The sequence below is a fragment of the Roseimaritima sediminicola genome, assembly GCF_009618275.1.
GTDB lineage: Bacteria > Planctomycetota > Planctomycetia > Pirellulales > Pirellulaceae > Roseimaritima > Roseimaritima sediminicola.
Map to the genome: position 1 here is coordinate 457,334 of NZ_WIAD01000001.1, position 26,845 is coordinate 484,178.

The 26,845-nt window shown below is 62.6% G+C and carries 18 protein-coding genes; 13 read left to right on the plus strand and 5 right to left on the minus strand.

The window, feature by feature from the left end:
• Positions 1-21 precede the first annotated feature (21 nt).
• From araD to GE027_RS01605, 4 genes are all read left to right on the plus strand, one after another.
• A complete protein-coding gene (gene araD, locus GE027_RS01590; RefSeq protein WP_153555399.1) occupies positions 22-1,797 on the plus strand; it encodes an L-arabinonate dehydratase in 1,776 nt (591 codons plus the stop codon).
• 510 nt (positions 1,798-2,307) lie between these two features.
• Entirely contained in the window at positions 2,308-4,572 is a 2,265-nt protein-coding gene (locus GE027_RS01595; protein WP_153555400.1) for a serine/threonine-protein kinase, read from the plus strand.
• Between the two features lie 187 nt (positions 4,573-4,759).
• The gene (locus GE027_RS01600) at positions 4,760-6,091 is read left to right on the plus strand and encodes a Gfo/Idh/MocA family protein (RefSeq protein ID WP_153555401.1); all 1,332 of its coding nucleotides are present in this window, start codon (positions 4,760-4,762) and stop codon (positions 6,089-6,091) included.
• Between the two features lie 246 nt (positions 6,092-6,337).
• Positions 6,338-7,537, plus strand: coding sequence for a leucine-rich repeat domain-containing protein (locus GE027_RS01605; protein WP_162006531.1), 1,200 nt, complete (start codon positions 6,338-6,340; stop codon positions 7,535-7,537).
• A gap of 60 nt (positions 7,538-7,597) precedes the next feature.
• On the opposite strand, the gene GE027_RS01610 is transcribed toward GE027_RS01605, so the two are convergent.
• The 3 genes from GE027_RS01610 to GE027_RS01620 form a co-directional block, all read right to left on the minus strand.
• Positions 7,598-8,857: a Gfo/Idh/MocA family protein gene (locus GE027_RS01610; RefSeq protein ID WP_153555402.1), complete on the minus strand. Its 1,260-nt coding sequence runs from the start codon at positions 8,855-8,857 to the stop codon at positions 7,598-7,600.
• 468 nt (positions 8,858-9,325) lie between these two features.
• Positions 9,326-9,850, minus strand: a complete 525-nt coding sequence (locus tag GE027_RS01615; protein ID WP_153555403.1) for a gamma carbonic anhydrase family protein — start codon at positions 9,848-9,850, stop codon at positions 9,326-9,328.
• Positions 9,851-9,889: 39 nt separating this feature from the next.
• Positions 9,890-11,665 carry a S41 family peptidase gene (locus GE027_RS01620; RefSeq protein ID WP_237607162.1) on the minus strand — a complete coding sequence of 592 codons (1,776 nt, stop codon included), beginning with the start codon at positions 11,663-11,665 and terminating at the stop codon, positions 9,890-9,892.
• A 502-nt stretch (positions 11,666-12,167) separates the two neighbouring features.
• On the opposite strand from GE027_RS01620, the gene ubiE reads away from it, so the two are divergent.
• From ubiE to GE027_RS01650, 6 genes are read left to right on the plus strand one after another with little or no spacing between them, the layout of a single operon-like run.
• Positions 12,168-13,109, plus strand: coding sequence for a bifunctional demethylmenaquinone methyltransferase/2-methoxy-6-polyprenyl-1,4-benzoquinol methylase UbiE (ubiE, locus tag GE027_RS01625; RefSeq protein ID WP_153555404.1), 942 nt, complete (start codon positions 12,168-12,170; stop codon positions 13,107-13,109).
• A complete protein-coding gene (locus tag GE027_RS01630) occupies positions 13,106-13,771 on the plus strand; it encodes a UbiX family flavin prenyltransferase (RefSeq protein WP_153555405.1) in 666 nt (221 codons plus the stop codon). The genes ubiE and GE027_RS01630 overlap by 4 nt, the downstream gene beginning before the upstream one ends.
• A complete protein-coding gene (locus GE027_RS01635; protein WP_153555406.1) occupies positions 13,768-14,706 on the plus strand; it encodes a UbiA-like polyprenyltransferase in 939 nt (312 codons plus the stop codon). The genes GE027_RS01630 and GE027_RS01635 overlap by 4 nt, the downstream gene beginning before the upstream one ends.
• Before the next feature lie 37 nt (positions 14,707-14,743).
• Positions 14,744-15,913: an aminofutalosine synthase MqnE gene (gene mqnE / locus GE027_RS01640; RefSeq protein ID WP_153555407.1), complete on the plus strand. Its 1,170-nt coding sequence runs from the start codon at positions 14,744-14,746 to the stop codon at positions 15,911-15,913.
• 35 nt (positions 15,914-15,948) lie between these two features.
• Positions 15,949-17,433, plus strand: a complete 1,485-nt coding sequence (crtI, locus tag GE027_RS01645; RefSeq protein ID WP_153555408.1) for a phytoene desaturase family protein — start codon at positions 15,949-15,951, stop codon at positions 17,431-17,433.
• On the plus strand, positions 17,430-18,302 hold the full coding sequence (locus GE027_RS01650; RefSeq protein WP_153555409.1) for a 1,4-dihydroxy-6-naphthoate synthase: 873 nt from the start codon (positions 17,430-17,432) through the stop codon (positions 18,300-18,302). Before crtI ends, GE027_RS01650 begins: the two co-directional genes overlap by 4 nt.
• A gap of 313 nt (positions 18,303-18,615) precedes the next feature.
• Here GE027_RS01650 and GE027_RS01655 read toward each other — a convergent pair whose 3' ends face one another.
• Entirely contained in the window at positions 18,616-19,089 is a 474-nt protein-coding gene (locus GE027_RS01655; RefSeq protein WP_153555410.1) for a keratin-like protein, read from the minus strand.
• A 373-nt stretch (positions 19,090-19,462) separates the two neighbouring features.
• Between GE027_RS01655 and GE027_RS01660 the strand changes: the two genes are divergently transcribed.
• The 3 genes from GE027_RS01660 to GE027_RS01670 all read left to right on the plus strand — a co-directional run bounded on the left by GE027_RS01660 (position 19,463) and on the right by GE027_RS01670 (position 25,557).
• Entirely contained in the window at positions 19,463-21,022 is a 1,560-nt protein-coding gene (locus GE027_RS01660; RefSeq protein ID WP_237607163.1) for a serine/threonine protein kinase, read from the plus strand.
• A gap of 316 nt (positions 21,023-21,338) precedes the next feature.
• Positions 21,339-24,371, plus strand: coding sequence for a zinc-dependent metalloprotease (locus GE027_RS01665; protein WP_237607164.1), 3,033 nt, complete (start codon positions 21,339-21,341; stop codon positions 24,369-24,371).
• 559 nt (positions 24,372-24,930) lie between these two features.
• Positions 24,931-25,557, plus strand: a complete 627-nt coding sequence (locus GE027_RS01670; protein WP_162006532.1) for a PD-(D/E)XK nuclease family transposase — start codon at positions 24,931-24,933, stop codon at positions 25,555-25,557.
• A 207-nt stretch (positions 25,558-25,764) separates the two neighbouring features.
• Here GE027_RS01670 and GE027_RS23635 read toward each other — a convergent pair whose 3' ends face one another.
• Positions 25,765-26,214, minus strand: coding sequence for a transposase (locus GE027_RS23635; protein WP_390621565.1), 450 nt, complete (start codon positions 26,212-26,214; stop codon positions 25,765-25,767).
• Between the last annotated feature and the right edge of the window lie 631 nt (positions 26,215-26,845).

Genomic DNA, 26,845 nt, shown 5'->3' on the forward strand with positions numbered 1-26,845 from the left:
CCCTTGAGGACTGTTTCTACTGTGTCTACCGAACGCACGTCGGCCGCCGCGCCGAACGCATCGTCAGCTGCCCAACCCGACCGCGATCCCGCCCGCCTGCGCAGCCAACGTTGGTTCGCCCCGGACAGCCTCCGCGGCTTTGGGCATCGGTCGCGACTGAAGGGTATGGGTGTGGACGACGTGGATTTCCGCGACCGTCCAGTGGTGGCGATATTGAATACATGGAGCGATCTGAACACCTGCCACTCGCATTTCCGCAACCGCGCCGATGAGGTCCGGCGGGGGATTCTTCAGGCCGGCGGATTCCCGGTAGAAGTTCCCGTGATGTCGTTGGGCGAGATGATGATGAAGCCGACGACGATGCTGTATCGGAATCTGCTGGCGATGGAAGTCGAGGAAGTGCTGCGCTGCCATCCGATCGACGCCGCGGTCCTGATGGGCGGTTGTGACAAGACCGTTCCGGCGATGTTGATGGGGGCCATCTCCGCCGATATTCCCAGCATCTTTCTGCCCGCCGGGCCGATGCTGAAAGCGCGGTGGCGTGATGTGACCCTCGGCAGCGGCAGCGACGTGTGGAAGTACTGGGACGAACGCAACGCGGGGAACCTGTGCGACGGTGACTGGAACGCGATCGAAAACTGCATCGCTCGCTCGGCCGGCACCTGCATGACGATGGGTACGGCCAGCACGATGGCCTGCGTCGCCGAGGCGATCGGGTTTACCTTGCCCGGGGCGGCCTGCACCCCGGCGGTCCTGGCCGAACACAGCCGCCTGGCGGTCCGCACCGGACGCCGCGCCGTCGACCTGGCCTGGGAAGACCTGCGGCCGGCACAACTGGTCACCGCCGAATCGCTCGATAACGCCATTCGCACCGATATGACCATCGGCGGATCCACCAACGCCATCGTGCACCTGCTGGCGATCGCCGGCCGCGCCGGCGTGCCGTTGACGCTGGACCGTTTCGACGAACTGTCGCAGTCCACGCCGATGCTGGGCGACCTGCGACCGAGCGGCCGGTTCTTGATGGAGGATTTTTACAACGCCGGCGGCTTGGCCGCGCTGCTGAGTCAGCTGGGCGACCTGCTGAATCTGGACTGTCCGACCGTTTCGGGCCAGACCTTGGGCCAGCAGATCGAGGGCGCCGAAGTGATTGACGCGGAAGTGATTCGGCCTCGCGACAATCCGGTCAGTCCCGCCGGCGGCACGTGTGTGCTGCGCGGCAACCTAGCCCCCGAGGGCTGCGTAATCAAAAGTGTCGCGGCGGATCCCGGCCTGATGCAGCACCGTGGTCCGGCCATCGTGTTCGACGACTACGCCCAGATGAAAAAACGGATCGATGATCCGGACCTGCCGGTCACGGCCGATTCGGTGCTGATCCTCCGCTCGGCCGGTGCCCTGGGCGCACCCGGGATGCCCGAGTGGGGCATGCTGCCGATTCCCAAAAAGCTGCTGCAGCAGGGCGTTCGCGACATGGTGCGAATCTCCGACGCGCGGATGAGCGGCACCAGTTACGGGACGTGTGTCCTGCACGTTTCGCCCGAAAGTTTTTCCGGCGGCCCGTTGGCGTTGGTCGAAGACGGCGACGAGATCGAAATCAATATCCCTGAACGGACGATTCACTGGCACGTCGACCAGGCGGAAGCGGCCCGGCGTCGAGAATGTTGGGTCCAGCCGGCGCCCAAGTTCTCTCGCGGTTACGGCCAAATGTATTCCGCGCACGTTCAAGGTGCCCACCAGGGCTGCGATTTTGATTTTCTGGCCGGCCGCTCGCCGGATCAGGAACCGGATATCTTCTGAATTCCGCGAAATTGATTCAGGGAACTGGATCCGAGTCGAGCGGGCGGTCGGGCGGTCGGGCAGGCGGGCGGTCGGTCGGGCAGGCGGGCGGTCGGTCGGTGTGGGACCACTAATTGGCACAAATCGCACACTAAGCACGTCGCAACATTTCATTCGGCATCACTCTCCCTTTGGGAGAGTCGGGCTCTTAGGCCCGGAGAGGGTTTTCGTCGGGCCCTCCCCGGGCCTAAGAGCCCGACCCTCTCGCTGCGCGGGAGGGTGTTGTCGCGGGGTTTCACCGAAAGATTCATGCCGACGTGCTTAATCTCAGCAGGAGAATGTCATTAGTGTGCGATTAGTGAAGATTAGTGGTCGAACATCCTGCCTCGTTTTCGCCCCGTTTTTGCGCCCCATGTGGAGCCTGGTGCGGCCTACGTCTACGGCGCTCGGGACAGGTACAATAGAGTCGTCGTAGGCGGCTGCAGATCGCGCGTGTGCCCAGCTTTCAAAATCGTTCTGACGTAGGACTGCATGAATCACGTTTCCGATCCCGATAGCCCGCAAGATGGTGATTCGCCGGATGGTGATCCGCTGGACGCCGCCTTTGCGGCTTACCTGAAGTCCTGCGACAGTGGTGAGATGCCCGATCGGCATGCCTTCGCGGCACAGTTTCCCAACCTGGCCGAGGATCTGCTGAAGTTGATGGAGGCCGCCGATCTGCTCGACAGTGTGACGCCGGGCGAGGCCCTGGCCGAAACGCGGTTGTTGCCCACGGTGCCGGGCGATGCCGAGACGATTGACAGTGTGCCGTTTTCCTATGACGAAGCCCAACAGCAGACGTTGCCGCTGGAGAACCGTCCGGCTGGCGACGCGGGCCCGAAGCTGCCCTACCGGCTGGGCGACTACCTGCTGGAAACCACGCTGGGCCGTGGCGGGATGGGCGTCGTGTACCGGGCCATCCAGCACCCGCTGCAGCGAGTCGTGGCCGTAAAATTAATTCGCTCGGGCATGCTGGCCACGGCGGCGGAGGTCAAGCGGTTTTTCGCCGAAGCGCGTGCGGCCGCGCGCTTGCATCATCCCAATATCGTCAGCGTGTTTCATTTCGGACATCGCGAGGGGCATCACTTCTTTTCGATGGAGTATGTCGAAGGCACCGACCTGGCGAGAAAAATCCAACGGTCGCCGCTGTCGCCCCAGGATGCGGCGCGCTATGTCCGCGACGTCGCCCGCGCGATCGACTACGCGCATCGCCATGGCGTGCTGCACCGCGACTTGAAGCCGGCAAACATTTTGATCGACCAGCACGACGTCGTGCACATCACCGACTTTGGCCTGGCCAAACAGATCGACACCGACAGCAGTTTGACCGGCAGCGGAGTCGCCCTGGGAACGCCCAGTTACATGGCCCCGGAGCAGGCCAGCGGCCACAGCGACCGCTCGGGCGCGGCGGCCGACATCTATTCCCTGGGCGCCATTTTGTATGCGGCCGTTTCCGGGCGTCCCCCGTTCGCCGGCGAGAACATGATGCAGACGCTGGTCCAGGTGGTTCATCACGACCCGCCACGACTGCGATCCTTGGTGCCCGCGGTGCCGGGTGACCTGGAAACGATCTGTATGAAATGTTTGGAGAAGACGCCGCATCGACGATACGCCTCGGCCGCGGCCCTGGCCGACGATCTGGATCGGTTCCTGCAGGATCGACCGATCCAAGCTCGCCCGCGGCCAGCCCTGGTTCGCGCGCTGCACTGGATCGAAGCGGTGCCGCTGGTCGCCGCCTTGACCGGCCGCCGGCACCTGGCCGAGGCCAGTCCGGGGCACCGGCGCTTTCAGGCCGGTGTGTTGCTGTTGGTGATGCTGCTGCCACTGATGGTCGTGGGGCTGTTCACCTACCAGCAATCGCAGGCCCAACAGATGCCCGATCGAGTGCTGCTGGCCGGGGGTCAGGAGCACGGCGTGTACAACGATTTCTCCCAGCGATTGGGCGAACGTTTCCAGCGCCGCACCGGCGTTCCGGTTCAAGTCTTCGCCTCGGGTGGTTCACTGGACAACCGCCAACGCTTGCTCGATGGACAGGTTCACCTGGCCCCGCTGCAGGCCTCGGCGGTGTCGGACGATCAACTGCGTGTGGCCACGCCGTTGTTCTTCGAAGCGGCGCAGGTTTTGGTCCGCGAACGGTCCAGCATTACCTCGATCGAACAGCTCGGCGGTCACAGCGTCGCGGTCGGCCCTGCCGGCAGCGGCTCGCGTCTGGTCGCGGAGTACCTGTTTGATTCCTTTGGCTTGGACGAGGCCCCAAAGAGCTCGCCGGGTCAACAGGATCGAAGCGGGACGCAAGCCGCGGGGCCGGTCCGGCGGCGGGTGATCGCGTGGTCCGAACTGGATGCGGCCCCGGACATCGACGCGGCGGTGATCTGCATCGGCGTCGGCAGCGAACTGGTCAGCCGGTTGCTGCGTCGGGACTGGCGACTGGTGCCCGTGCCGCACGCGAGGAACGTCTTTTTGCGGCATCCCAGTTTGCACCCCATGACGATCCTGCCGGAGGATTTCCCCGAGGCCGAGGTGCCCGCCGGCGGTATCCCCACGGTGGGTTCGACCGCGTTTTTGGTCGTCCGCGCCGACGCCCCCGACACCCTGGTCGTCAGCGCCCTGGAGGCGATCTACCAGCCGCCGGCCCTGTTGCCCGAGTTGATCAACGCCCACAACGCGGCGGAATGGCAGAATCTGGTGTTCCACCCCGCGGCCCGACGTTACTTTGCCGAACAGCACCACACCCTGCTGCGGGCCGCCGATCGCTGAGCAGCCAGCCGGTACGGATTGGCCTGCCGGCACGGATTGGCCTGCCGGTACGGATTGGCCTGCCGCGGAGATTTGGCGTCAGCGGCTCCAGACGCTACACTGTACCGACCATTGTTCTGTTTTGTTTTCCGGCGAGTTGCATCGCAAGGCCCGCCGATTCCCTTCCCCCCCTGCGAGCCCACCCAGAATGAGTGACTCAACCCCAGCGCGCTCCGGTCGTATGACCGTCGCGCGTCGTGGCTTCCTGAAGACCACCGGTGCCGCCGCCCTGTCGGCTGGCGTGTTCAGTGAACTGGCCGCCAAAGAATCCGTCTCGGCCAACGAAAAACTGAAGATCCTCTGCGTCGGAACGGCCAACCGCGCGGCCGCCAACGTCGCCGGGGTCAAGAGCCAGGACATCGTCGGCCTGTGCGACGTCGACAAAAACTATTTGACTCGGGCTGCCAAGCAGTTTCCCGACGCCAAACAGTACGCCGACTATCGCGAAATGATCGCCGACATGTCCGATACGGCCGACGCCATCGTGATCGGCACCACGGACCATCATCACGCCCCGGCGTCGCTGCGAGCGATCAACGCGGGTCTGCACTGCTACTGCGAAAAACCGCTGACTCACACCGTCGAAGAAGCCCGAATCATCGCCGAAGCGGCCAAGAAGAAGGGCGTTGCCACCCAGCTCGGTACGCAAATCCACGCCGGTGATAACTACCGCCGCGTCGTGGAAATCATCCGTGCCGGGGCGCTCGGCGACATCAAAGAAGTCCACGTTTGGGTGGGTAAAGGCTGGGGTGGCGGCGAACTGCCCACCAAGGCCGATCCGGTTCCCGAATACCTGGACTGGGACCTGTGGTTGGGTCCGGCTCCCAAGCGTCCCTTTGCCGCCGGTCGCTACCACCCGGCCCAGTGGCGTCGCTGGTGGGCATTCGGCGGGGGTACCTTGGGCGACATGGGTTGCCACTTCATGGACTTGCCGTTCTGGGCCCTGGACCTGCGGCACCCGGTGTCGGTCGAAGCCGACGGCCCCACGCCGCACCCCGAAACCTGCCCGCTGGGCCTGGTCGTCCATTACAAGTTCCCCAAACGCGGCGATTTGGCCCCGGTGGATCTGACCTGGTACGACGGCGACCGCACGCCGCGCGAAGTGGCTGGCGAACGCGTTCCCGGCAGCGGCGTGATGTTCGTTGGCAGCGAAGGCAAGATGTACGCCAACTACAGCAGTTACCGGTTGTTCCCCCGCGACAAGTTCGCGGATTTCCAGCCGCCCGAACCCACCATCCCGCGGTCGATCGGCCACCACGACGAGTGGATCAAAGCTTGCAAAGAAGGCACGCCCACGACTTGCAACTTTGACTACTCCGGCGCCCTGACCGAGACGGTTCTGCTGGGCAATGTCGCCTTCCGCGCCGGCAAACAGCTGGACTGGGACGCGAAGAATCTGACCGCTACCAACGCTCCCGAAGCCCAACAGTACGTCGGCAAGGATTATCGCCAAGGCTGGGAAGTTTCGGCCGAAGCGTAACGCAGCGTTTTGTAGCGATCCGCCGCAAGACTCCACTGGCTCGCCAGCGTCGCCGACGTTGGCGAGCTTTTTTTATGGGCCGGTGCCCCTGGCCTGCTTCCTCCTCTTTCTGCCTGCCTGCCTTTTCTTCCTGCCCGTTTCGCAACATCCTGGCTGGCTGGAATCGATCGGTCCGGTACGATAGTCAGCGCGCCTGCGTACGACCCCCGCACATTTTTTCCTTCCCCATCCGACGGAGTTGCCTTCGTGTCTCGCCTAACCCCCCTGCTACTGATCTGCCTGTTGGCCGGCCTCACGGCCTGCGATCGCCGTGAAACCGTCGAGGCCGACCTCGAGCCGGTTCCCCAAGAAACCGATGCGACGCCTGCGGATCCAGATCCCGGCGCGGCCGAAGCGGCCCCGGAGCCGATGCCCAAGCCACAACCGGTCGCGGCTCCGGCCACCCCCGAACCCAACGCCGCAGCCGCCGAAGCGGCTGCGGAACTGGAAGCGTTGGGGGCAAAGTTCAAGCGAGATGGGAACGGCGAAATCATCGAAGTCGATCTCCGCGGCTCGATGACCGGAGACCAGGACCTGGAACCGCTGACGGAGCTGCCTCAGCTGCGCTCGCTGCTGCTGGGCGGCACGCAGATCACCGACGAAGGCCTGAAGACCGTGGGGCAGATCACGACGCTGGCGAACTTGGATATCCGCGACTGCATGATCAGCGACGGCGGTTTGACCCACCTGGTGGAGCTGAAAAAGTTGCGAGCCCTGCGGATGTCCGGCAAGTCGGGCGATAGTTCGGTCAGCGACGATGGGATGGTCCACGTCGCCCAGCTGCCGGAGCTGAAAGCGTTGGCGCTGGACTATCTGTGGATCAGCGAAGAGGGTTTGGCCCAGCTGACCGACCTGAAAAACCTGCAGGAACTGTACCTCTCGGAAACCACTATCGCCGATGAAGCCATCGGTGTCATCGCCCAATTCCCGAACCTCCGCAAGCTGCGGATCTCGAAAACGCGAGTCGGCGCCGAGGGCATGAAAGACCTGCCCAAATTGGCTCAGCTGGTCGAACTGGACCTCAGCGAATGTGCGCAGATCGACGCAGCGGCGCTCGAGCCGCTGGCAGAACTGAAGCAGCTGGAAAAGCTGAACCTGTGGCGCGTCAACGTGTCGAGCGACGCGATCAAGCCGCTGGAGGGATTGACCGAGCTGAAGTGGTTGAACCTGGACAACACGCGGCTGACCGATGAAGGTTTGGCCTACCTCAAGGATCTGCAAAACCTGACCTTCCTGCACCTCGGTTCGACCCTGATCACCGACGAAGGCCTCGAGCACCTGGAGGGTCTGAAGAACTTGGAAAACCTGGTCGTGACCCGTACCGCCGTGACCGAAGAAGGTGTCGAGCAACTGCAGAGCAAGCTGCCCGACACCGAGATCCAGCTACTGTACTTGGGCGACGAATAAGCCGTGGCATAGGCTTGCCGCCTGTGCAAAGCAGCAACCGAGGCTATCGCCTAAACGGGCTCAGGCTTCGACCTTGACCGCTTTGCCCAGCCGGATCGACTCGCCCATCGCGGCCAGGATTCGCATGTCGGCCAAGCCTTCTTGGCCCGGCGTGCGGGGATCCTTGTCCTCGAGAATGCACTGTGAGAAGTGATCCATTTCCGAAGTGAAGTGGTTCACTTCGGCGATCTCGTGATCGGTCACCACGGCGTGGGAATCCTGCGAGCTGGGGTGATGGGTCTGCAGGCGTTGGCCGTTGTAGCTGAACGCCGGCGACAGTTCGATCATGCCTTTGGCGCAGGCGACGCGAAAGAAGTCGCTGCGATGGGTGCCGAAGCTGCAATCCAGATTGGCCAGCACCCCCGAGGGAAACCGCAGCAGACACGTCACACTCTCGGGCACTTCACGGAACCGCGGATCATCTTTGGGTTGGTGAGCCTGGGCCATCACTTCGACCGGTTCTTCTCCGGTCACGTATCGCGACGCGTTGATCGGGTACACGCCCACGTCGCCCACCGGTCCGCCGCCCAGCTCGGCCGCCAAGCGGATATTGGGGGCCTGGACATTGATGCAGAAACCGCCATTGAAGGTTTTGATTTCGCCAAAACGTTTCTCCCGGCACATCTGCATCACTTTGCGGTTGTGGGGCTCGTAATGCAGCCGGTAGGCGATCATCAGTTTGCGCTGCGCCTCGTCGGCTGCGGCGATCATGCGTTGGCAATCTTCGATCGAAGTCGCCATCGGCTTTTCGCACAGCACATGCTTGCCGGCCTCGAGCGCCCGGATGGTGTATTCGGCGTGCATGCTGTTGGGCAGGACGATGTAGACCACATCGATATCGTCGTTGTCGGCGATCGAATCGAAGTTGTCGTAGTTGTAGATCGCGCCGGAATCGACGCCGTAGGCTTTGGCCACTCGGTGCGCCTTATCCGGGTGTCCGCTGACCAACGCCGTCGGCTCCGACCAGGTGCATTGGCCGAAAGCCGGCATGATCTGCCCCAGCGCCAACTGGCCCAGCCCGACGACGGCCCAACCGATTTTGCGTTCCGGCACGGTGGGCAGTTTCAGATTGGGCGGCTGTTTATTGGGCGGGGCCAGCGGGGGTTGGTTGTCTTTCGCCGGCAGCGAACGGCCACCGACAGGCTGGATCTGCGACGACTTGGACGGCTTGCCGCCGGGGGAGTCGTTGGCCGCAGCGTTTCCGGTTGCCGAAACGGCCAACGCGGAAGCGGTACCAAGTTGCGCAAACGTACGGCGATTGATGCGATTCGGATCGGTCATGACAGCTCGGAGCAAACGAGGCGAGTTGGCAGCAGCAGCGAGAAACGCCGCACGAACACATGCCAAAGCGTGCAAACCTCATACCACCCACAAGCGGCCGAGCTCCCGATCTGAAATCTCCTGGCTCTAACGGATTCGATGTACGAAGAGAATCGTTTTCTCCCCTCTCCCCCGAAGCCTGGCGAGCCTAAGCGAGCCAGGCTTCGGGGGAGAGGGGTCGGGGGTGAGGGGGACCAGAGAAGCAGCACCACCATTACCGTGTCTCGAGGCGGGGTGCGGATTAGAAACCGTACGCAAGCAGTCATTCCGTTGCACCCGAGCCCCCTCACCCCCGGCCCCTCTCCCACCACTGCTTCACTCGCTGACGCTCGCGGCGCCGCGGGGGAGAGGGGAGAAAACGTTACATTCTAACGCTCCGAACCCTACGTAGATTCCGCCGGAGCCCGCAAATCGCAAACCCTCAAATCCTCAATCGATGCGTTTGAGATCCGTGCGGTAGCTTCGGCCTCGCTCCAGGTACCGCTCGGCGATCCGCTGGAGGTTCTCGACCTCCTCGTCGCTCAGCTCGCGGACTCGCTTGGCGGGGCTGCCGAGGATCAACGATCGTTCGGGGAACGTCTTGTTCTCGGTCACCAAGGCGCCGGCGGCGACCAAGCTGTGCGCGCCGATCACGGCATTATTCAGTACGACCGCCTGCATCCCCACCAGGGCGTGGTCGCCGATCGTACAGCCGTGCAGGGTGGCTTGGTGTCCGACCGTGACGCCGCGTCCGATCCGCAGCGGGCTGCCGGGGTCGGTATGCAGCACGGCCCCGTCCTGAATGCTGCTGGCCGGGCCGATCTCGATCGGTTCCACGTCGCCCCGCAGCACCGCGCCGGGCCAGAGGTTCGCTCCGGCAGCCACCGAAACGTCGCCGATGACGGTCGCCTCGGTCGCGATATAGCAATCGTCGGCCAGCTGTGGCCGGCGGTCACCTAGTTGATAGATAGCCATCGTGTCATCCGGCCGAAAGCCCGTTCCTGTGCTGGCGTGCTATTTGGCGTTCGCCGGGCGGCCGGCCACGATCTCGCTCTGCGGACTACGTCCCAACGCGATCGCTCGCTGCAGCACGGCGTCTTCGTCGAACGAGGCGATGCGGCCGTCGTCGGTGGGGCGGGCGGCCATGTAGGTCTTGGCCTGTGGAACGGTCGGCGAGACGCCGCGTCCACTGATCGCCGTACGGTTGGGCGAGTAGAACTTGGCGGTCGTCAAGCACAGCCCCACCTTCACCGCTTGCATTCGAAAGATGCCCTGCACGCTGCCCTTGCCGTAGGTCCGTTCGCCGACCAGTTCGCCGCGATCGTGATCGGCGATCGCTCCGGCAAAGATCTCGCTGGCACTGGCGCTGTCGCCGTCGATCAAGACGGTCAGCGGAACGCTCCACGTGTTCGGGCGATGCGAACGGTAGTCGTAGTTTTCGCGAGCGTTGCGTCCCCGGGTCAGCACGATGTCGCCGGCGGAGATGAAGCGATCGGCCACTTCGACCGCCGCGGTCAACAACCCGCCGGGGTTGCCGCGAACATCGACGATCAAGCGACGCATGCCCTGACGATGCAGCTTCCACAGCCCGGCTTCGAAATCACGAGCCGTGGTCTTTTGAAAGTTGGTCAGTCGCATGTAACCGATGCCGTGCTCGGCGTCCACGATCCGCACGTCTTCCACGCTGGGGACATCCACGCGGCGACGCTGGATATTCAAATCTCGCGGGGTGCCGTCGGCACCGACGACCGAAACCGAGACATAACTGTTCTCCGGTCCCCGCAGCAGGTCCGCGGCGTAGTCGGGATTGACCGACGCGGTCATCGATTGCTCGACTCGCGTGATGGCTTCGCCGGCGACGATCCCCGCCGCATCGGCCGGTCCACCGGGAATCACATTGACGATCCGCAAACGGTCCTCTTCGGCTTTCAGTTCCACGCCCAAGCCGACAAAGTTGCCTTCGATGTTGGCAAAAGTCTCTTCCAGCTGGCTGGGCGTCAGAAAGCGCGAGTACGGATCCAGCGTGCCGATCGCTCCGCACACGAATTCAAAGACGGTCGCCGTCCCGGCCAGCCCCAGTTCCTGCCGGGCCAGTCCGGCGACGTACGCCACGGTGGCCCGCAGATCAAAGCGGCTGGTGGCCGGTCGATCGGTCGTATGTCGGTGGACGTTCAAGCGGAACGCTTCGATCTGATCGGGCGTGGCGTCGGGCAGCATGCGGTCGATGAAATCGCTTTCGGTCAGAGCGACTTCCAGCGAGGCGGTCCCGTTGATCAACAGACGCTGCCAATCGGCGGAATCCACATAGTGCGTCTCCAGGTTGGCCAGCACTTCCGCGTACAGGTCCAGCGCCTGCTGGGTGCTGGTCTGACGGACCGCGGCCAGGTAGCTGGTGTCTTGGTAGCGGCGATTGACATCGAAATGCAACCGGCTGATCAACAACCGCTGCTGCAGTTGGGCGTCGCCCTCGTGACGGCGCAGTGCGCCCTCGTAGTGCTGGATGGCTTCGCCCCAGTCACGGGCGGTTTCCAGTTCGATTCCCCGGGCCAGATCTTCAGCGGCCGTCGTGGTTGCGGCGGCGGAGTGGGGCTGTGCGGCCGCTGGGGGCCCGGCCCACAGATGTCCAGGGGCGGCGAGCAACAACGTGACTGCGAACAGTCCAGCGGCCAAGGCGGCGGGGACGTTGACTTTCATGCGCATGTTTCCGTCGGGCGCGTAACAAAGAATCGACGGGAGGCGTGTCGATTCGGCCGCGTCGGTAAAGCCCACGGCCAAGTGAATATAGGTCACAAAAAATGCCCGGTCAAAAAAACGTCACCGCCTTTTCAGCCTCCAATCCGCTCAACCGGAACAAGCCGGCGGCCGGACGTGGGGTTATGCCTACTGGGCTAACCAGTGGGGAAAGATCGGGACGAAATTTCTAGCAATCCGCCATCCTTTTTGGATCTGACGGTGCCGTCCATCGATCGCTGGGGCAGTGGTTCTGCCACTGCTCGATCTCGATGGCGCGCGTCCCGGCGCAAGAAAAGGCCCGCGTCATCCTCCGGGGCCTTGTGGGCGTCAATGCAACCATACGCATCGCCCGGACCGTGGGCAAGCCTCGCTGGAACCCAAAAAATGCTCCGCAGCCCGCTCCGCCCGCGGTTGCCCTTCGCCGCCCTTGACGGTTGTAAAGGCTGCCGCCCTAGTCAGTCCGCACGGTTTCTTAGACGATAGCGGTTCGCCCGTGCCTGTTTCCTTGCCCGTTCCTGCTTGACCCTCAGCGGTGTGAGCCATTTCCGCGACCGAAAACATGCCTTCATCCGATCCAGGCAACCTTTCCGACCCGCTGCCCGGCCAGCCCCCGAGCGACGTGCCCACGGACCAGCCGGACGCCTCGCCCGCGCCGCTGGACAAAAACCCCGCGCCGCTGGACAAAACCCCCGCCCCGCTGGACAAGACCCCCGCGCCGCTGGACAAAACCCCCGCGCCGCTGGACAAGAGCGGCGCGCGGGTGCGCGAGATGTTTCGCCAAATCGCACCCCGCTACGACGCGATGAACCATCTGCTGTCGATGAATATCGATCGCCTGTGGCGGCGAGCGGCGGTGGGGCGCCTGCGCGTCGACGGCACCGCTCCGATCCTGGACGTTTGCACAGGAACCGGAGACTTGGCCCTGGCGATCAGCCGGCGGTATCCGGAAGTCCCCGTGGTGGGCTCGGATTTCTGTTTCGCCATGCTGCAGATCGCCCAGCAGAAAGCGGCGGCGGTGCGCTCGCCCGGTCGCTCTGCCAGCCCGAGCGACACGGCCGATGCTGCGGACGAGGCCGCGGCCGCACCGGTTACGTTCCTCGAAGCCGACGCCCAAGCGCTGCCGTTTCCCGACGCGGCGTTCCAGTGCGTTACGGTCGCGTTCGGTTTGCGAAACGTCGCCGATACCGATCGCGGTTTGGCCGAAATGACCCGCGTGTGCCAACCCGGCGGACAGGTGATGGTGCTGGAGTTCAGCCAACCCACGCTGCCGGTGCTCAAGCAGGTTTACGGCGGTTATTTTCGGTACGTGCTGCCCCGCATCGGCCAGTGGTTCGCATCCAATGACAAGTCGGCTTACAAGTATCTTCCTGAATCGGTTGGCCAGTTTCCTTCGGGACAAGCGTTGTTGGATCGGATGCAGGCGGCCGGCCTGACCGATACGCGGGTGCGACCGTTGACCTTCGGCGTGGCCAGTATCTACGAGGGACGCAAACCGGCATGAGTGAACAACCGATCGTGGTCGCCATCACCGGGGCCAGCGGAGCGGTGTACGCGGTGCGTCTGCTGCAGGTTCTGGCGGCGGCCCAGCGGAGCGTGCATCTGACGATCAGCCCCTCGGGCGCGACCGTGATCCAGCAGGAGTTGGGCTTGGAGCTGGATCTGCGGCGGTTCCGGCCCGAAACGCTGCTGGACTACCGCCCGGAGTGGGCAAAGGCCGAAGGCGATGCGTCTGCAAACCGCTCGGCACCACCGACCACTGCGCCGGCGGAACATGCGATCCACTACCACCATTACCAGGATTACATGACGCCGATCGCCAGCGGATCGTTCCTGACCGCCGGCATGGTCGTGTGCCCGTGCAGCGGCAGCACGCTGAGTGCGATCGCTCGCAGCGCGTCGGCGAATCTGGTCCAGCGAGCTGCGGAAGTGCATTTGAAGGAACATCGAAAACTGGTCATCGTGCCCCGGGAGACGCCGCTGTCGGTGTTTCAGCTGGAGAACATGCACCGGTTGGCCGGCGCGGGAGCGGTCGTGTTGCCGGCCATGCCCGGCTGGTACCACGGCGTCAGCAGTCTGTCGGACCTGGTGGATTTTGTGGTGGGGCGCATTTTGGATCAGTTGGGATTACCGAACCGGTTGATCGATCGTTGGGGGGAAACATGACCGCGACCACGACTCCCGCGACCCGCGGTCGCTTGCGGATGATGCTGGAGATGATTCGCTTCAGCCACACGATCTTTGCTCTGCCGTTTGCGGCGCTTGCGCTGCTGATGGCGCTGCGCATCCCGGAGGCCGATGGCTCGGCCGCGAGTGTCGGCTGGATCGAGGCCTTGGCGCTATTGCTGTGCATGGTGTTTGCGCGCAGCACCGCCATGGCGTTCAACCGCTTGGTCGACAGCCGGATCGACGCGGCCAATCCGCGTACGGCCGGTCGTCATCTGCCGGCCGGCTTGCTTTCCCGCCGCGAAGTCACGGTGTTCGCGATCGCGTGTGCGGTGGGGTTTGTGCTGGCCTGTGCCTTGTTCCTGCCCAACTGGATCCCCTTGGCCGGGGCCCTGCCGGTGTTGGCGTTTTTGTGCGGCTACAGCTTGGCCAAACGCTTTACGTCCGCCGCTCACCTGTGGCTGGGCATCGCGCTCAGCCTGGCGCCCATCTGCGTGTGGTTGGCGGTGCGGGGCGAAAGCTTTTTGGAGGATCCGGCCGAGCTCTGGCCAGCGGTGATTTTGGCCGCTGCGGTGGCCCTCTGGGTGACCGGCTTTGACATCATCTATGCCTGTCAGGATGAAAGCTTTGATCGCCGCGCGGGCCTGCGCAGCATTCCGGCCCGACTGGGCACGGCCGGTGCCCTGCGTCTGGCGGCCGTTTGCCACGGGGCGATGGTGGTGGGATTGCTGTTGCTGCCGTGGATCGAAGACGGTTTAGGCTGGGCCACGGTGTACTACGTCGCGCTGGCGTTGATCGCGGCCCTGTTGCTTTACGAACATTCCCTGGTACGCCCCGACGACCTCGAGCGCGTCAACACGGCCTTCTTCCATGTCAACGCGACGATTAGTATCGTCATCCTGGTGGCGGCCGGAATCGACAGCTACCTGGTCTGAGGTCGCTCGCTTGCCACGACTCTAGAATGCGGAAATCATGAATCAAACCGAACGAAACGCTCGCTTTCGCGAAATCCGAGACAAGGTCGAAGCCGGCCAGCGACTGTCGCTGGACGATGGGCTGTTGTTGTACGACCCGGAGGTGCCGCTGCAGGAAGTCGGCATGTTGGCTAACTACGTTCGCGAGCAGAAGAACGGCAACGTCGGCTACTACAACATCAACACGCACCTCAATCCCACCAACGTGTGCGTGTACCGCTGCCGGTTCTGTGCGTTCCGGTCGGACCTCCGCGACCCGAAAGGGTACGCGATGTCCGACGAACAGATCTTGGCGCGGGGCCAGGAAGCCACCGACAACGGCTGCACCGAGATGCACATCGTGGGCGGGCTGCACCACCAGCGTCCCTACACGTGGTATCGCGACCTGATCTCGCTGCTGCATGAGAACTATCCGCAGATCCATCTGAAGGCCTGGACGGCGGTCGAAATTAATTGGTTTGAATTTCAGACCAAGAAAAGCGTCCGCTGGGTGCTGGAGGATATGCGCGAGGCCGGCCTGGGCAGCATGCCCGGCGGCGGTGCCGAGATCTTTCACCCGGAGATCCGCGACCAGTTGTGCGAGCACAAGGCCAACACGCACGCCTGGCTGGACATCCACCAGAACGCCCATGAGATCGGCTTGCGAACCAACTGCACGATGCTGTACGGGCATCTGGAAAAGGCGTATCACCGGATCGACCACCTGATGCGGCTGCGCGAATTGCAGGACCGTACCGGCGGGTTCCAGGTGTTTATTCCGTTGGCTTTCCATCCGGAAAACACCAAACTGGACAACCTGAAAAAGCCCTCGGCCCTGATGGACTTGCGAACCATGGCGGTCAGCCGTTTGATGCTGGACAACATCCAACACATCAAGGCCTACTGGATCATGCTCGGGATCGGCACCGCCCAGACCGCGCTGCAGTACGGCGCCGACGACATCGACGGTACGGTGCGGCACGAATTGATTTATCATGACGCCGGGGCAACCACGCCCGAGCATTTGACTGTCGAGCAGATCCAGAACTTGATCGCCGAAACGGGACGCGAACCGGTCGAACGCGACACCACTTATCACCGCGTCCATCGCGACCCGGACAATTTTGCTAATTGGCGCCGCGGCGAATCGGTCGATGCGGCCGCCGACAGCGCGGCGGTATGTCCGTAGTCCACTGCGACGTCTAGCGTGCCCGGGAGGCTCCGTTGAAGAACCGCAAGATCGTGATTGTGGGAGCCGGCCCGGGCGGCCTTGCCGCAGCGATGCAATTGGCGCACGCCGGCGCGGACGTGACCGTCCTGGAACGTCAGCCGCGCGTGGGCGGGCGGACCTCGGCGATCGAGCGTGAAGGATTCCGTTTCGACTGCGGCCCCACGTTCTTTCTGTACCCCCGCGTTCTGGAAGAGATCTTCGCGTCGGTGGGGCGTTCGCTGCAGGAAGAGGTTCCGATGCGGCGTCTCCAGACGCAGTACCGGCTGACTTTTGGCGCCGGCGGCCGCTTGGACTGTTCGGCCGACATGGACGCGATGGACCGCGAGATCGCCGCGCTCAGCCCGGCCGACGTGGGCCAGCTGCGACGCTACATGGATGACAATCGCGGCAAACTGGCCCGCTTTCGTCCGATCCTCGAATCGCCGTTTCACTCCGCACGGGACCTGCTTCGTCCGTCGGTCTTGAAGGCGGCCGGCCAGCTGCATCCGATGCGCTCGCTGGGTGCGGAACTGCAGCGATACTTCAGCGACCCGCGGCTGGTGATCGCCTTTGGATTCCAGGCCAAGTACCTGGGGATGTCGCCGTTTCAGTGTCCCAGCCTGTTCAGCATCCTGTCGCATCTGGAATACGAATACGGCGTCCATCATCCAATCGGCGGATGCAGCCGAGTCAGCGAGCGGATGGGCGAGATCGCTTGCCAGATGGGCGTGGACCTGCGGCTGGGCGAAGAGGTCAAAGCGTTTCAGTTTGCCGGCCGAAGAGTGACCGCGGTCGAGACCGACCAGGATTGCTATGCGGCCGATGCCTGCGTGATCAATGCCGACTTTGCCGCCGCGATGCAGCGGCTGGTTCCGAATCGCCTGCGGCGCCGCTGGAAGGACCGGACGCTGGAGCGTAAACGTTACTCGTGCAGCACGTTCATGTTGTACCTGGGCATCGAAGGCCGGTACGACCTGCCTCATCACAACATCCACATCGCCGCCGACTACGACCAGAACTTACAGGACATCGAACAACACCATCGCCTCAGCGACGATCCCTCGTTCTATGTGCAGAACGCCGGCGTGACCGATTCCACGCTGGCTCCCGAGGGACATAGCACCCTGTACGTGTTGGTGCCGGTCAGCCACATGCACTCGTCGATCGACTGGCAGCGTGAGGCACCGGCGTATCGCGAGCGGGTTCTGGATCGGCTGGCCCAGATCGGTATCGAGGACGTGCGGCGACGGATTCGCGTCGAACACATGATCACGCCAGCCGACTGGCAGGACCAGCATCACATCTACCGCGGCGCCACGTTTAATCTGGCGCACAACCTTGGCCAAATGCTGCACCGCCGTCCCGGCAATCGCTTCGGCGACTTGGACGGCGTGTACCTGGTGGGCGGCGGAACGCATCCCGGCAGCGGTTTGCCGGTGATCTACGAGTCCAGCCGAATCACCAGCAAATTGATCGTTCAGGACCTGCAACTCCGATGACTCCAGCGACCTCCTTTGTGACTTCCGGTTCGGGCCCGACCACGGTGCGGTTGGGCATCTCGACCTGTCCCAACGACACGTTTGCGTTTGCCGGCTTGTTGGAGGGTCGTGTCGACACCGGCGGCCTGCGGTTTGAGATTGAATTGTTGGATATCCAGCAATTAAACGACCGCTTGTTCGCGGGCGATTTCGCTGCGGCGAAGACCAGTTTTCATGCGGCGTTGCTGCTGGGCGAACAGACGGTTGTGTTGCCCAGCGGATCGGCGTTGGGGTTTGGCGTGGGCCCGCTGCTGTTGGCATCGCGGCCGGAAACGCGTCCCGAATCGATGGACCAGCGAACTTTGTTGCCCGGCCGCCACACCACCGCCGCCCTGCTGTACCAGTTGTTTTATGGCGGGTGTACGCGAAGTGATCACGTTGTGTTTTCGGAGATCATGCCGCAACTGAAAACCGGTCAAGCCGATTTCGGAGTGTGCATTCACGAAGGTCGATTCACGTGGCAGCAGGAAGGGCTCAGCCTGGTCGAGGACCTCGGCACGCGTTGGGAACAGACCACGGGATCGCCATTGCCGCTGGGCGGCCTGGTCGCTCGCCGCAGCCTGCCCAGCGCGACGATTCACAGCATCCAGGACGTGGTGCGGCGATCGCTGGAGATGGCCCTCGAGGATCCGGATTCGGCTCTGCCGCAGATGCGTCGTTACGCCCAGGAATTCGACGACCGCGTTTTGATGCAGCACGTCGAACTGTACGTCAACGACTGGACGGTGGACCTGGGTGAGGAAGGCCGTCGAGCCCTCGCGGCGCTGTCGCAGCAAGCCAAACGCTGCGGAGTGATCCCCGCGGACGGCCAAGATCTGGTTGTCTTCTAAGCACGTCGCAACATTTAATTCGGCTTTACTCTCCCGCTGCGCGGGAGGGTGTTGTCGCGGGGTTTCACCGAAAGATTTATGCCGACGTGCTTAGCAGTCCCGGTCAAGATATACCGCAGAGCGGAGGGCATGACCGCAATCTCCCCGGCGCTCCTCCGCGACCTCGGCGGTTATTTTCTTTCCAGCTCCTGATTCGGTATTTGCCGGCGCCAAAACGCAACAACCCGTCGACCGGCTGGCGGTCGACGGGTTGTGGGTGATTCCGACGCAACGGGTGCGTCGCAGTTGGGTGTAGCGAAACAGAGATCGCTACTTAGAATCCGCAGGTCGGCTCGCAGCCGCAAACCGGCTCGCAGCAGTCGTGGTGGTGGTGACGCTTGCCGAACAGTTTGTCGAACAGGCCACAACCTTTCTTGGGAGCGCAAACGGGCTCGCATCCGCAAGCCGGTTCGGCGTAGCAAGGGGCGGCGACTTCGCAGCCACAGGCCGGTTCGCTGTACACTTCGCAGCCACAAGCCGGCTCGCAGCAATCGTGGTGGCTGTGCTTCTTGCTGAAAATGCCTTTCAGGCGATCGCACAGCGAACGCTTGGGCGGGCAGCAAGGATCGACTTCGCAGCCGCAAGCGGGAGCGACTTCGCAGCCGCAGACCGGTTCGCAAGCCGGAGCGTCACAACAGGAATCGCAACCACTACCGAAGTGGTGGCCGAACAGGCCGAAGGCGCTGGCGTTTGCCGAGCTGCCGATGATCATCGCAGCGGCCAACAAAACAGGTGCAAGTACTCGCATCGGAAGGTCTCCAGGAAGGGAGGAAGGTTGAAATGGGACCGTCGAGGACATGCGTGCCACGCTCCCACAGTTACCTGTAAGACGTTCGCTCGCCCCCGGCTGCCGGCGAAGTCCCTGGGAGGAAGCGTGCCGAAGGTCGGGGAGAGCTGGCGAAGCGATGACCCCATCGTTCTAGCTGGAGGTATCGTCGCCGCAGCCGGTGCAGAATCGCTATTCCGGAGAAATTGGCTAAGCGTCACCGCCCACCGCGACGCTTTGGAGAGGCTTTAACGATTGTGCCGATCAGAACCTAGCGCGACTAGGCTTGGAGCCGCCGAGCAAGTATTTTGACTGGCTGCCTTCGATCTTTTCCGCCCCAGGAGCTTGGTACCACGTGAACGCCTCGGTGAAGCCGTCTCAGTTTCACGTCAAAGCCATTTTGAGCGGCTTGGTGACCGAAACGCAGTGGCAAAGCGCCAAACAGGCCGTCTACCGGCAAATGGCCGCCGAGCTGGCCGAACAGCGGACCGCCCCTTCCCGCGACGCAAGCGAACCGGCCCGGGAGGACTCGGGCGAGCGGCCTGGCTTGCCGCCCGGTGACAAAGCCGGTGACAAGGCCGGTGCATCGCCGGGTGAAAAGGCCGGTGCATCGTCCGGCGACGAATCGCTCGATCCCGAGCATCGCCTGCGGCAGCGCGACGAACGGCTGGCCGAATGGTTTATCCAGGCCGGCATCCTGACGCGTTATCAAGCGGTCCAGTTGATGGCCGGACGCAGCAAGTTGACGCTGGGGCCGTACGTGATCACCGACTGGATCGGTCAAGGCGGCATGGGACAAGTCTTCAAAGCCGTTCACAAAGTGATGGGACGGGAATCGGCCGTCAAAGTCCTGCCGGCCGAACGCTCGACGCCCGAATCCCGCGAGTCCTTCCTGCGGGAGATCCGCCTGCAAGCCGGGCTGGACTGCCCCTACCTGGTCCGCGCGTTCGATGCCGGCGAAGACGGCGGCGTGCACTACCTGGTCACCGAGTACGTCCCGGGGACGGACCTCCGCCGCCTGGTGCGTCGCCGCGGTCCCCTGCCGATGGACCAGGCCGCCTCGGTGATCATGCAGGCGGCCCTGGGTCTGGATTACGCCCACCGCCTGGGCCTGGTCCATCGCGACGTCAAACCCGGCAATATTCTGGTGACCCCTGAAGGACACGCCAAAGTCTCCGACGTCGGCTTGGCAGCCTGGTCGATGGGCCTGGAGGACGACCCCCGCGCCGGAAAAATCGTCGGCACGGTCGATTACATCTCGCCCGAACAGATCCGCAGCCCCCGCCAGGTCGGGCCCGCTTCGGACATCTATTCCTTGGGATGCACGATGTACTACGCCCTGTGCGGCAAAGTTCCCTATCCCGGCGGCGACAGTATTTCCAAGTGTCGTCGTCACTGCGAAGAAACCCCCTGGCACCCGCGAAAGTTCGTTCCGGAGCTGGACGAGGAACTCATCGAAATCATCGCCGACATGATGGAAAAGGATCCCGAGCGGCGGATCGCCACGGCAGCCGAAGTTGCCGAGCGGCTGGAGCCCTGGGCCGGGGGCATCGGGGACATCGCCGAACGGCCGTTCGACGACGGGCACTGGGCCACGCCGCCGCCGCCAGCGGAAAGCGATGCCGGCGATCCCGAAGACCCCCCAACGCCCCAGGTCAGCTCCTCCGACGACGTCTCGATCAGCGGTCCGGTGGACATCACCCCCCCGCCGCTGCCCGAATCGTCCCTCCCAGGATCAACGCTGCCCGGATCAACGCTGCCCGGATCAACGCTGCCCGGATCGGGCGCCGGCCCATTCCCCACAGCGGCCAGCAATACGGTCGGGCTGACCGTCGCGATCACCCTGGCGATCGCCGTTCCGCTGTGTCTGTTAATCGGCGCGATCCTGGGATTCATCATCCACGCTTCGCTGTGACCAAGCAGCTCGGCTGTCCCATAGTAGCTCGGCTGTCCCATAGTCGCTCGGCTGTCCCAGCCGAGAATCACCACCGCCTCGGCTGGGACAGCCGAGCTACTTTCTACCGCCGCTGAAAAACGTTTGCCGGGTTGGATCAATCGGGTAAGATTGGCGGTAACGGTTACAATACCTACCAGCCCTCCCGCTGCATTGCTTGCACTGCCGCTTCTGGCCGTGGCGTATCCTAGAGTTACTCAACTGCTTGCGGCCCCTCTTCGACTGGTGGCGGGACCAGGTCGATTGTTTCTCCCAACGTTCCATTGGAAAACCATTTATGAAAACTCGTTTCTCGATGCTTAGGACCACCAATTATTGGGCTGGCCTCTTGGCCGGTTGGGTCCTGGTGACGGCCGGTGCGTCGAAGGCATCGGCGGACTTGGCGGAATTCAGCAAAGTCTCCGAAGGGTATACCGAGGTGACTTCGGCCGACCAGCAGAATCCCAAGGGGCTGTTCAAGGTCTGGAAGAACGAGGACAAAGCGCAACTACTGGGTGAACTGCCCAAAAATTTCGCGTCCAAACGCTACTTCATCGCCCTGACGGTCAGCAGTGGCGATCGCTACGCCGGCCTGCAATCGGGTGATTGGGTGGTCCGATGGCGGAAGTACAACGATCGCTTGGCGTTGATCGCGCCGAACCTGTCGGTCCGGGCCACCGGCGATGCCGAAGCCAAAGCCTCGGTCAAACGGCTGTTCACCGACCAGGTCCTGTTGGACGTGCCGATCCTTGCCAACGGCCCCAGCGGTGGACCGGTCATCGATCTGGACGCGCTGTTCGTCGGCAACGCCACCCAGTTCTTCGGTTCCACGGTGCGGATCAGCAACTCGCGGCTGGTCAGCATCGATAAGGCCAAAGTCTTTCCGGACAATATCGAACTGGCTTTCGAAATTGTCGGCCGTAGCGGGCGTCTGCAAACCCTGCACTATTCGATCAGCGAAGTGCCCTCGACCGGCAACGGCTTCAAGCCGCGTCCGGCCGATGCTCGCGTGGGTTATTTCACGACCTCGTTTTCCGACCTCGCCAAGTACGACGACGACGAAACCCGTGTCCGCTACATCAACCGCTGGCACCTGGAAAAACGCGATCCCAAGCTCAAGCTGAGCCCGCCCAAAGAGCCGATCCGGTTCTACATCGAACACACCACTCCGGTTCGCTACCGGCGGTGGGTCAAGCAGGGCATCGAATACTGGAACAAAGCCTTCGAGGAAGTCGGCCTGATCGATGCGATCGTGGTCGAATACCAGGATGCCGCCAGCGGGGCTCACATGGAAAAGGACCCCGAGGATGTCAACTACAACTTCGTCCGCTGGTTGAACAACGACATCGGCACCGCGATCGGCCCCAGCCGCGTGCATCCGGAAACGGGCCAGATCTTGGACGCCGACATCGTCCTGACCGACGGTTGGATCCGCCACTTCCGTTTCAATTTCCACGACCTGATGCCCCAGTTGGCCATGGAAGGGATGAGCCCCGAGACGCTGGCGTGGTTGGGTGAACATCCCAACTGGGACCCGCGCGTTCGCTTCGCCCCGCCCTCGAAAGCTCACCAGCGTCGCGTTCAGGCCGCTCAGTTGAGCCGCCAACCGCTGGCCGGTCACGCTTTCGGCGCCGCCGATCCGCGGTTGCTCGGCGATGACGAGTTCGACGGTCTATACGGCCGGGTCAGCCAGAAAAACGGTCTGTGTATGGCGGCCAGCGGTCGCAACCTGGACCTCGCCCTGGCGCGGATGAACTGGGCCCTGACCCTGCTCGAAGAAAAAGCGACCGAGGACGAAAAGAAGAAGAAAGAGGACGAGGAAAAAAAGAAGAAAGACGGCGAAGGTGAGCCCGACGATGACGCCGCGGACGAAGCGGATGCGGCCAACAAGGACGATAATGCCGAAGACAAGGACGAATCGTCGGACGAAGAAAAAGCCTCTGACGACAAAGAGGAACAAGTCGCCAGCGACGAAGAGTTGCTCGACGGGATGCCCGAATGGTTCGTCGGACCGTTGCTGGCCGACCTGGTGGCCCACGAAGTCGGACACACCCTCGGCCTGCGTCACAACTTCAAAGCTTCGGGCCTGTACACCATGGACGAAATCAACAGCGAAGAGCTGAAGGGCAAGAAAACCTTTACCGCTTCGGTCATGGACTACACCCCGATCAACTACCGCTACGAATCCGGGGAAACCCAGGGTGACTATGCGATGATCGGCCTCGGCCCCTACGATTTCTGGGCCATCGAGTACGGCTATACGTTCGAAGACCAAAAGTTATCCGAGATCCTCAAGCGTTGTTCCGAACCGGAATTGCAGTACGCCACCGACGAGGACACCAGTGGTCCCGACCCCTTGGCCCGGCGTTACGACTTCGGCAAATACCCGCTGGAGTACGCTCAGGAACAAACCAAGCTGATCCGTTTGTATCGGGAACGCATCCTGGACAAATTCGTCAAAGACGGCGACAGCTGGGCCAAAGCTCGGCGCGGCTACGAATTGACCCTGGGCCTGCAATCGCGATCGGTCAGCATGATGGCCAACTGGGTGGGCGGCACGTTCATCCATCGCGACAAAAAGGGTGACCCCGGCAATCGCTCGCCCGTGGAAGTCGTTCCCGCCGAACAGCAGCGCGAAGCGATGCAGTTCGTGATCGATCATACGTTCCACGACGAAGCCTACGGCCTGACGCCCGCGCTGCTGGAACGCATGTCCGCCGACAAGTGGCTCGACGGCGGCGCCGGTCATACGATGAGCAGCGAAGGCGCATGGCCGATTCACGATCGCATCCTGGGGATCCAAGCCACCTCGCTGACGCTGTTGTTGAACCCGACGACGCTTCGCCGCGTTCACGACAACGAACTGCGTGTGCCGGCCGAGCAGGACATGCTGACGCTGCCCGAGTTGCTCGACACGGTCAGCCAAGCGGTCTGGAGCGAACTGGAAGCGGAATGCCCACCGGATCGCAACGATCGCCGGCCGATGATCAGCAGCCTCCGCCGCAACCTCCAGCGTGAACACCTGGAACGATTGCTGGACCTGGTCCTCGACAACGCCAGCGACACCGCGGCTCACAAGCCGATCAGCAACCTGGCTCGTCTGGAACTGCGCGAGTTACAGGGCAAGATCCAGAAGTCGATCGCCAAGTGCGACGACAAGATGGACGTCTACACCAAGGCGCACCTGTCAGAGATGGACGAACGCATCGGCAGCGCACTGAAGGCCGGCTATGTGTATGGTTCGAACCAACAGCGCGGTGGCGGCGGCATGATCATTCGCCTCGGCCAACCCGCCGACCAGACGCAGCACTACGAGCCCACGCCGCAGTAAATGTGGCATAGGCTTCCAGCCTGTGATAAACAGTGGCATAGGCTTCCAGCCTGTGATAAACAGTGGCATAGGCTTCCAGCCTGTGAACAGTGGCATAGGCTTCCAGCCTGTGAAAAACAAAAAAGACCAGCCTGCCGCCGGCAGGCTGGTCTTTTTCATTGGCCTCAACGGCGGCCTAGCTGGGAATCGCTTCGCGAGGGTCAGGCCTTGAGCTCGGTATTCGATGATGCACTTCTACTTGACCACTGTTGTGAACACCGAACGCAGATGCTCCGGAACCAGCAAGGGAACCATCTTCGGTGGTCCATCCGTCTTGCCGCCGAGCCAGGCGATCAACTGAATCAGATACGGTAAGATCCGTAGCGTCAGCGGCCCATCAATCTGCTCCAGTGGCTGTATCGGTCGTTTGCACATCCGGCAACGCGCCGGGTAGCTGCCGCGATGCTTGTTGTTCTTGGCCGTGGACAGTGGGCGACATTCGCGGAGATCGACTAAAATGATGGCGCAGTCGCTTTGGCTTCAACCCGCCGATTATCGCTCGACGCCCAGGCTGGTAACAATGACCATTGGCATCGACCCCACTGTCGACTTCGCTTGCAAGCTGCTGCTGGGAAGCCCCGACCACCCGGCGATCACGCTGCACTTTTTGGATGCTGTGCTTTTTAGGGAGACTCCCGGCATCCACCACGACTTCCAGCTACGCACCACCGCTGGAATACGGCTGACGGACTGCCTGCAGGTTCATCTTTTGGAGTTGCCCAAGTACGACTCGCCAGCGGATAATGGAGTGATCACGGACCCGGTCGAGCAGTGGACGTTTTTCTTCCGGCGAGCCGCCACGTTGACCGCAGAAGACTTGGTATGGCACTTGCCCGAGCCCGTATTCGCTGAAGCCGCAGGATTTTTAGAGATGATTGCCAAGAATCCCGAAGAACGACGCTACTACCAATCGCGATTGAAGATGCAGCGTGACGAGCAGGCAAGGCTGGAAGCTGCGGAGGCTCGAGGTGAAGCGAGAGGTGAAGCTCGCGGGGAAGCACGAGGGGAACTCGTTGGACGCATACGGCTCCTACAGTCGCTGCTCGGGCAGCCAGAATCCAGCTCCAGTGAGCTCCGTTCACGAACGATCGCAGAATTGGAAAGCCTGGAAGCCGATTTGCAGCAGCGTTTGCGCGGGCGTGGTTAGTCCCACCGCTCCGAAAGTTGCAGCTCAGATATGTTCACCGAGCGCAGACATCCTGCAGCAGTTCGACGCGCCATCGGCCTCTTGACAAACCAAAAGGGGTCAGGTGTCTTTGGAAATCGAACTCGCTGTCGGCCTCTTGGTCGCATGGTTGATTCCGGCTGAAGTCGACGCGCGGTCGACTCGACCCAGCCGTCGTCTCCCAAGGGTTTACCACGCTGGGCCGAAAGCCGCACCGCTGGCAGTTCGCCCTCGGACAAGGGCGTGTTGACACGCTCGACCCAACCTGGAAGCCGCGCGGGCGGCCAAGGGGACAACAGCGGCTGCTGGGGTTCGGGCTTGCGAAGCCAACGCCACAGAGAACTCCACCGCCAGTCTTCGGCCCGGTCGACCAGTCCCGCACGCAGGGCGTTTCGCTCGACGCGAGCGACAAACCACAAAAAAATGGTCATCGTCCTGGATGGGGAAGCTTTTGTAGCGTTGTTGATAGACATGCCCCATTCCGCCAGTGTGGTAGTGCGCATGGTAGCGCATCGTGTGGGTGCCACCCACCCAAGCCATGAAACGACTCATTTCGCCATCGACGAGCGGACGCAGAACCAGATGATAGTGATTCGGCATCAATTGAAACGAGTACAACTCGATCTGATGAATCTGCAAAGCTTCGTGCAGGATTCGCTCAAACGCCCCTTAATCAGAGTCTCTGTGAAAGATGGTCGCGCGCAAATTGCCTCGATTGAGGGCGTGGTACAGTCCGCCCGCCTCGTCGGCTCGTGGTGGTCTCGGCATTGGCTCGATCCTCCAAGAACAGAAAACCCCATTCTACCCCGAACCTAAACAGTCATCAAAGAGGCCTGACCCCTTTGATCCGTTTCGGAGCATCCCCCGCCGTGATCGCGAGACAAGTTCGCAAAGCAAATCGTCGTTGGCAACCGATCGGCCATCACACCGGCGACCTGACCGCTGCGCAGCCAGACAGCCAAAAGCGTTAAAACGCGATGCAAAGGCCTGTAACGCGGCGCCATCACATGCCAAGGTGCAGCCGAGCAACGTTCGCATTCGATCGTGCGGCACTGCACGCGAGTCAAAACCGCTCGCTACCTCTTACACGCCGCCGCTGTTAACCACCGCAGTCAGCGGTCAACAAAGCAATTGAGATCCAAGGGTTCTATACGTCCCCATCGCCCGAGCTACTCACTCTTTTTCTGTGAACGATCAACAGAGATTTGCTCCGGCGCATCGACTGGCACCCCCAATGAAGAGGCTTGTTGCGTTTGATTCGTCTGCACTA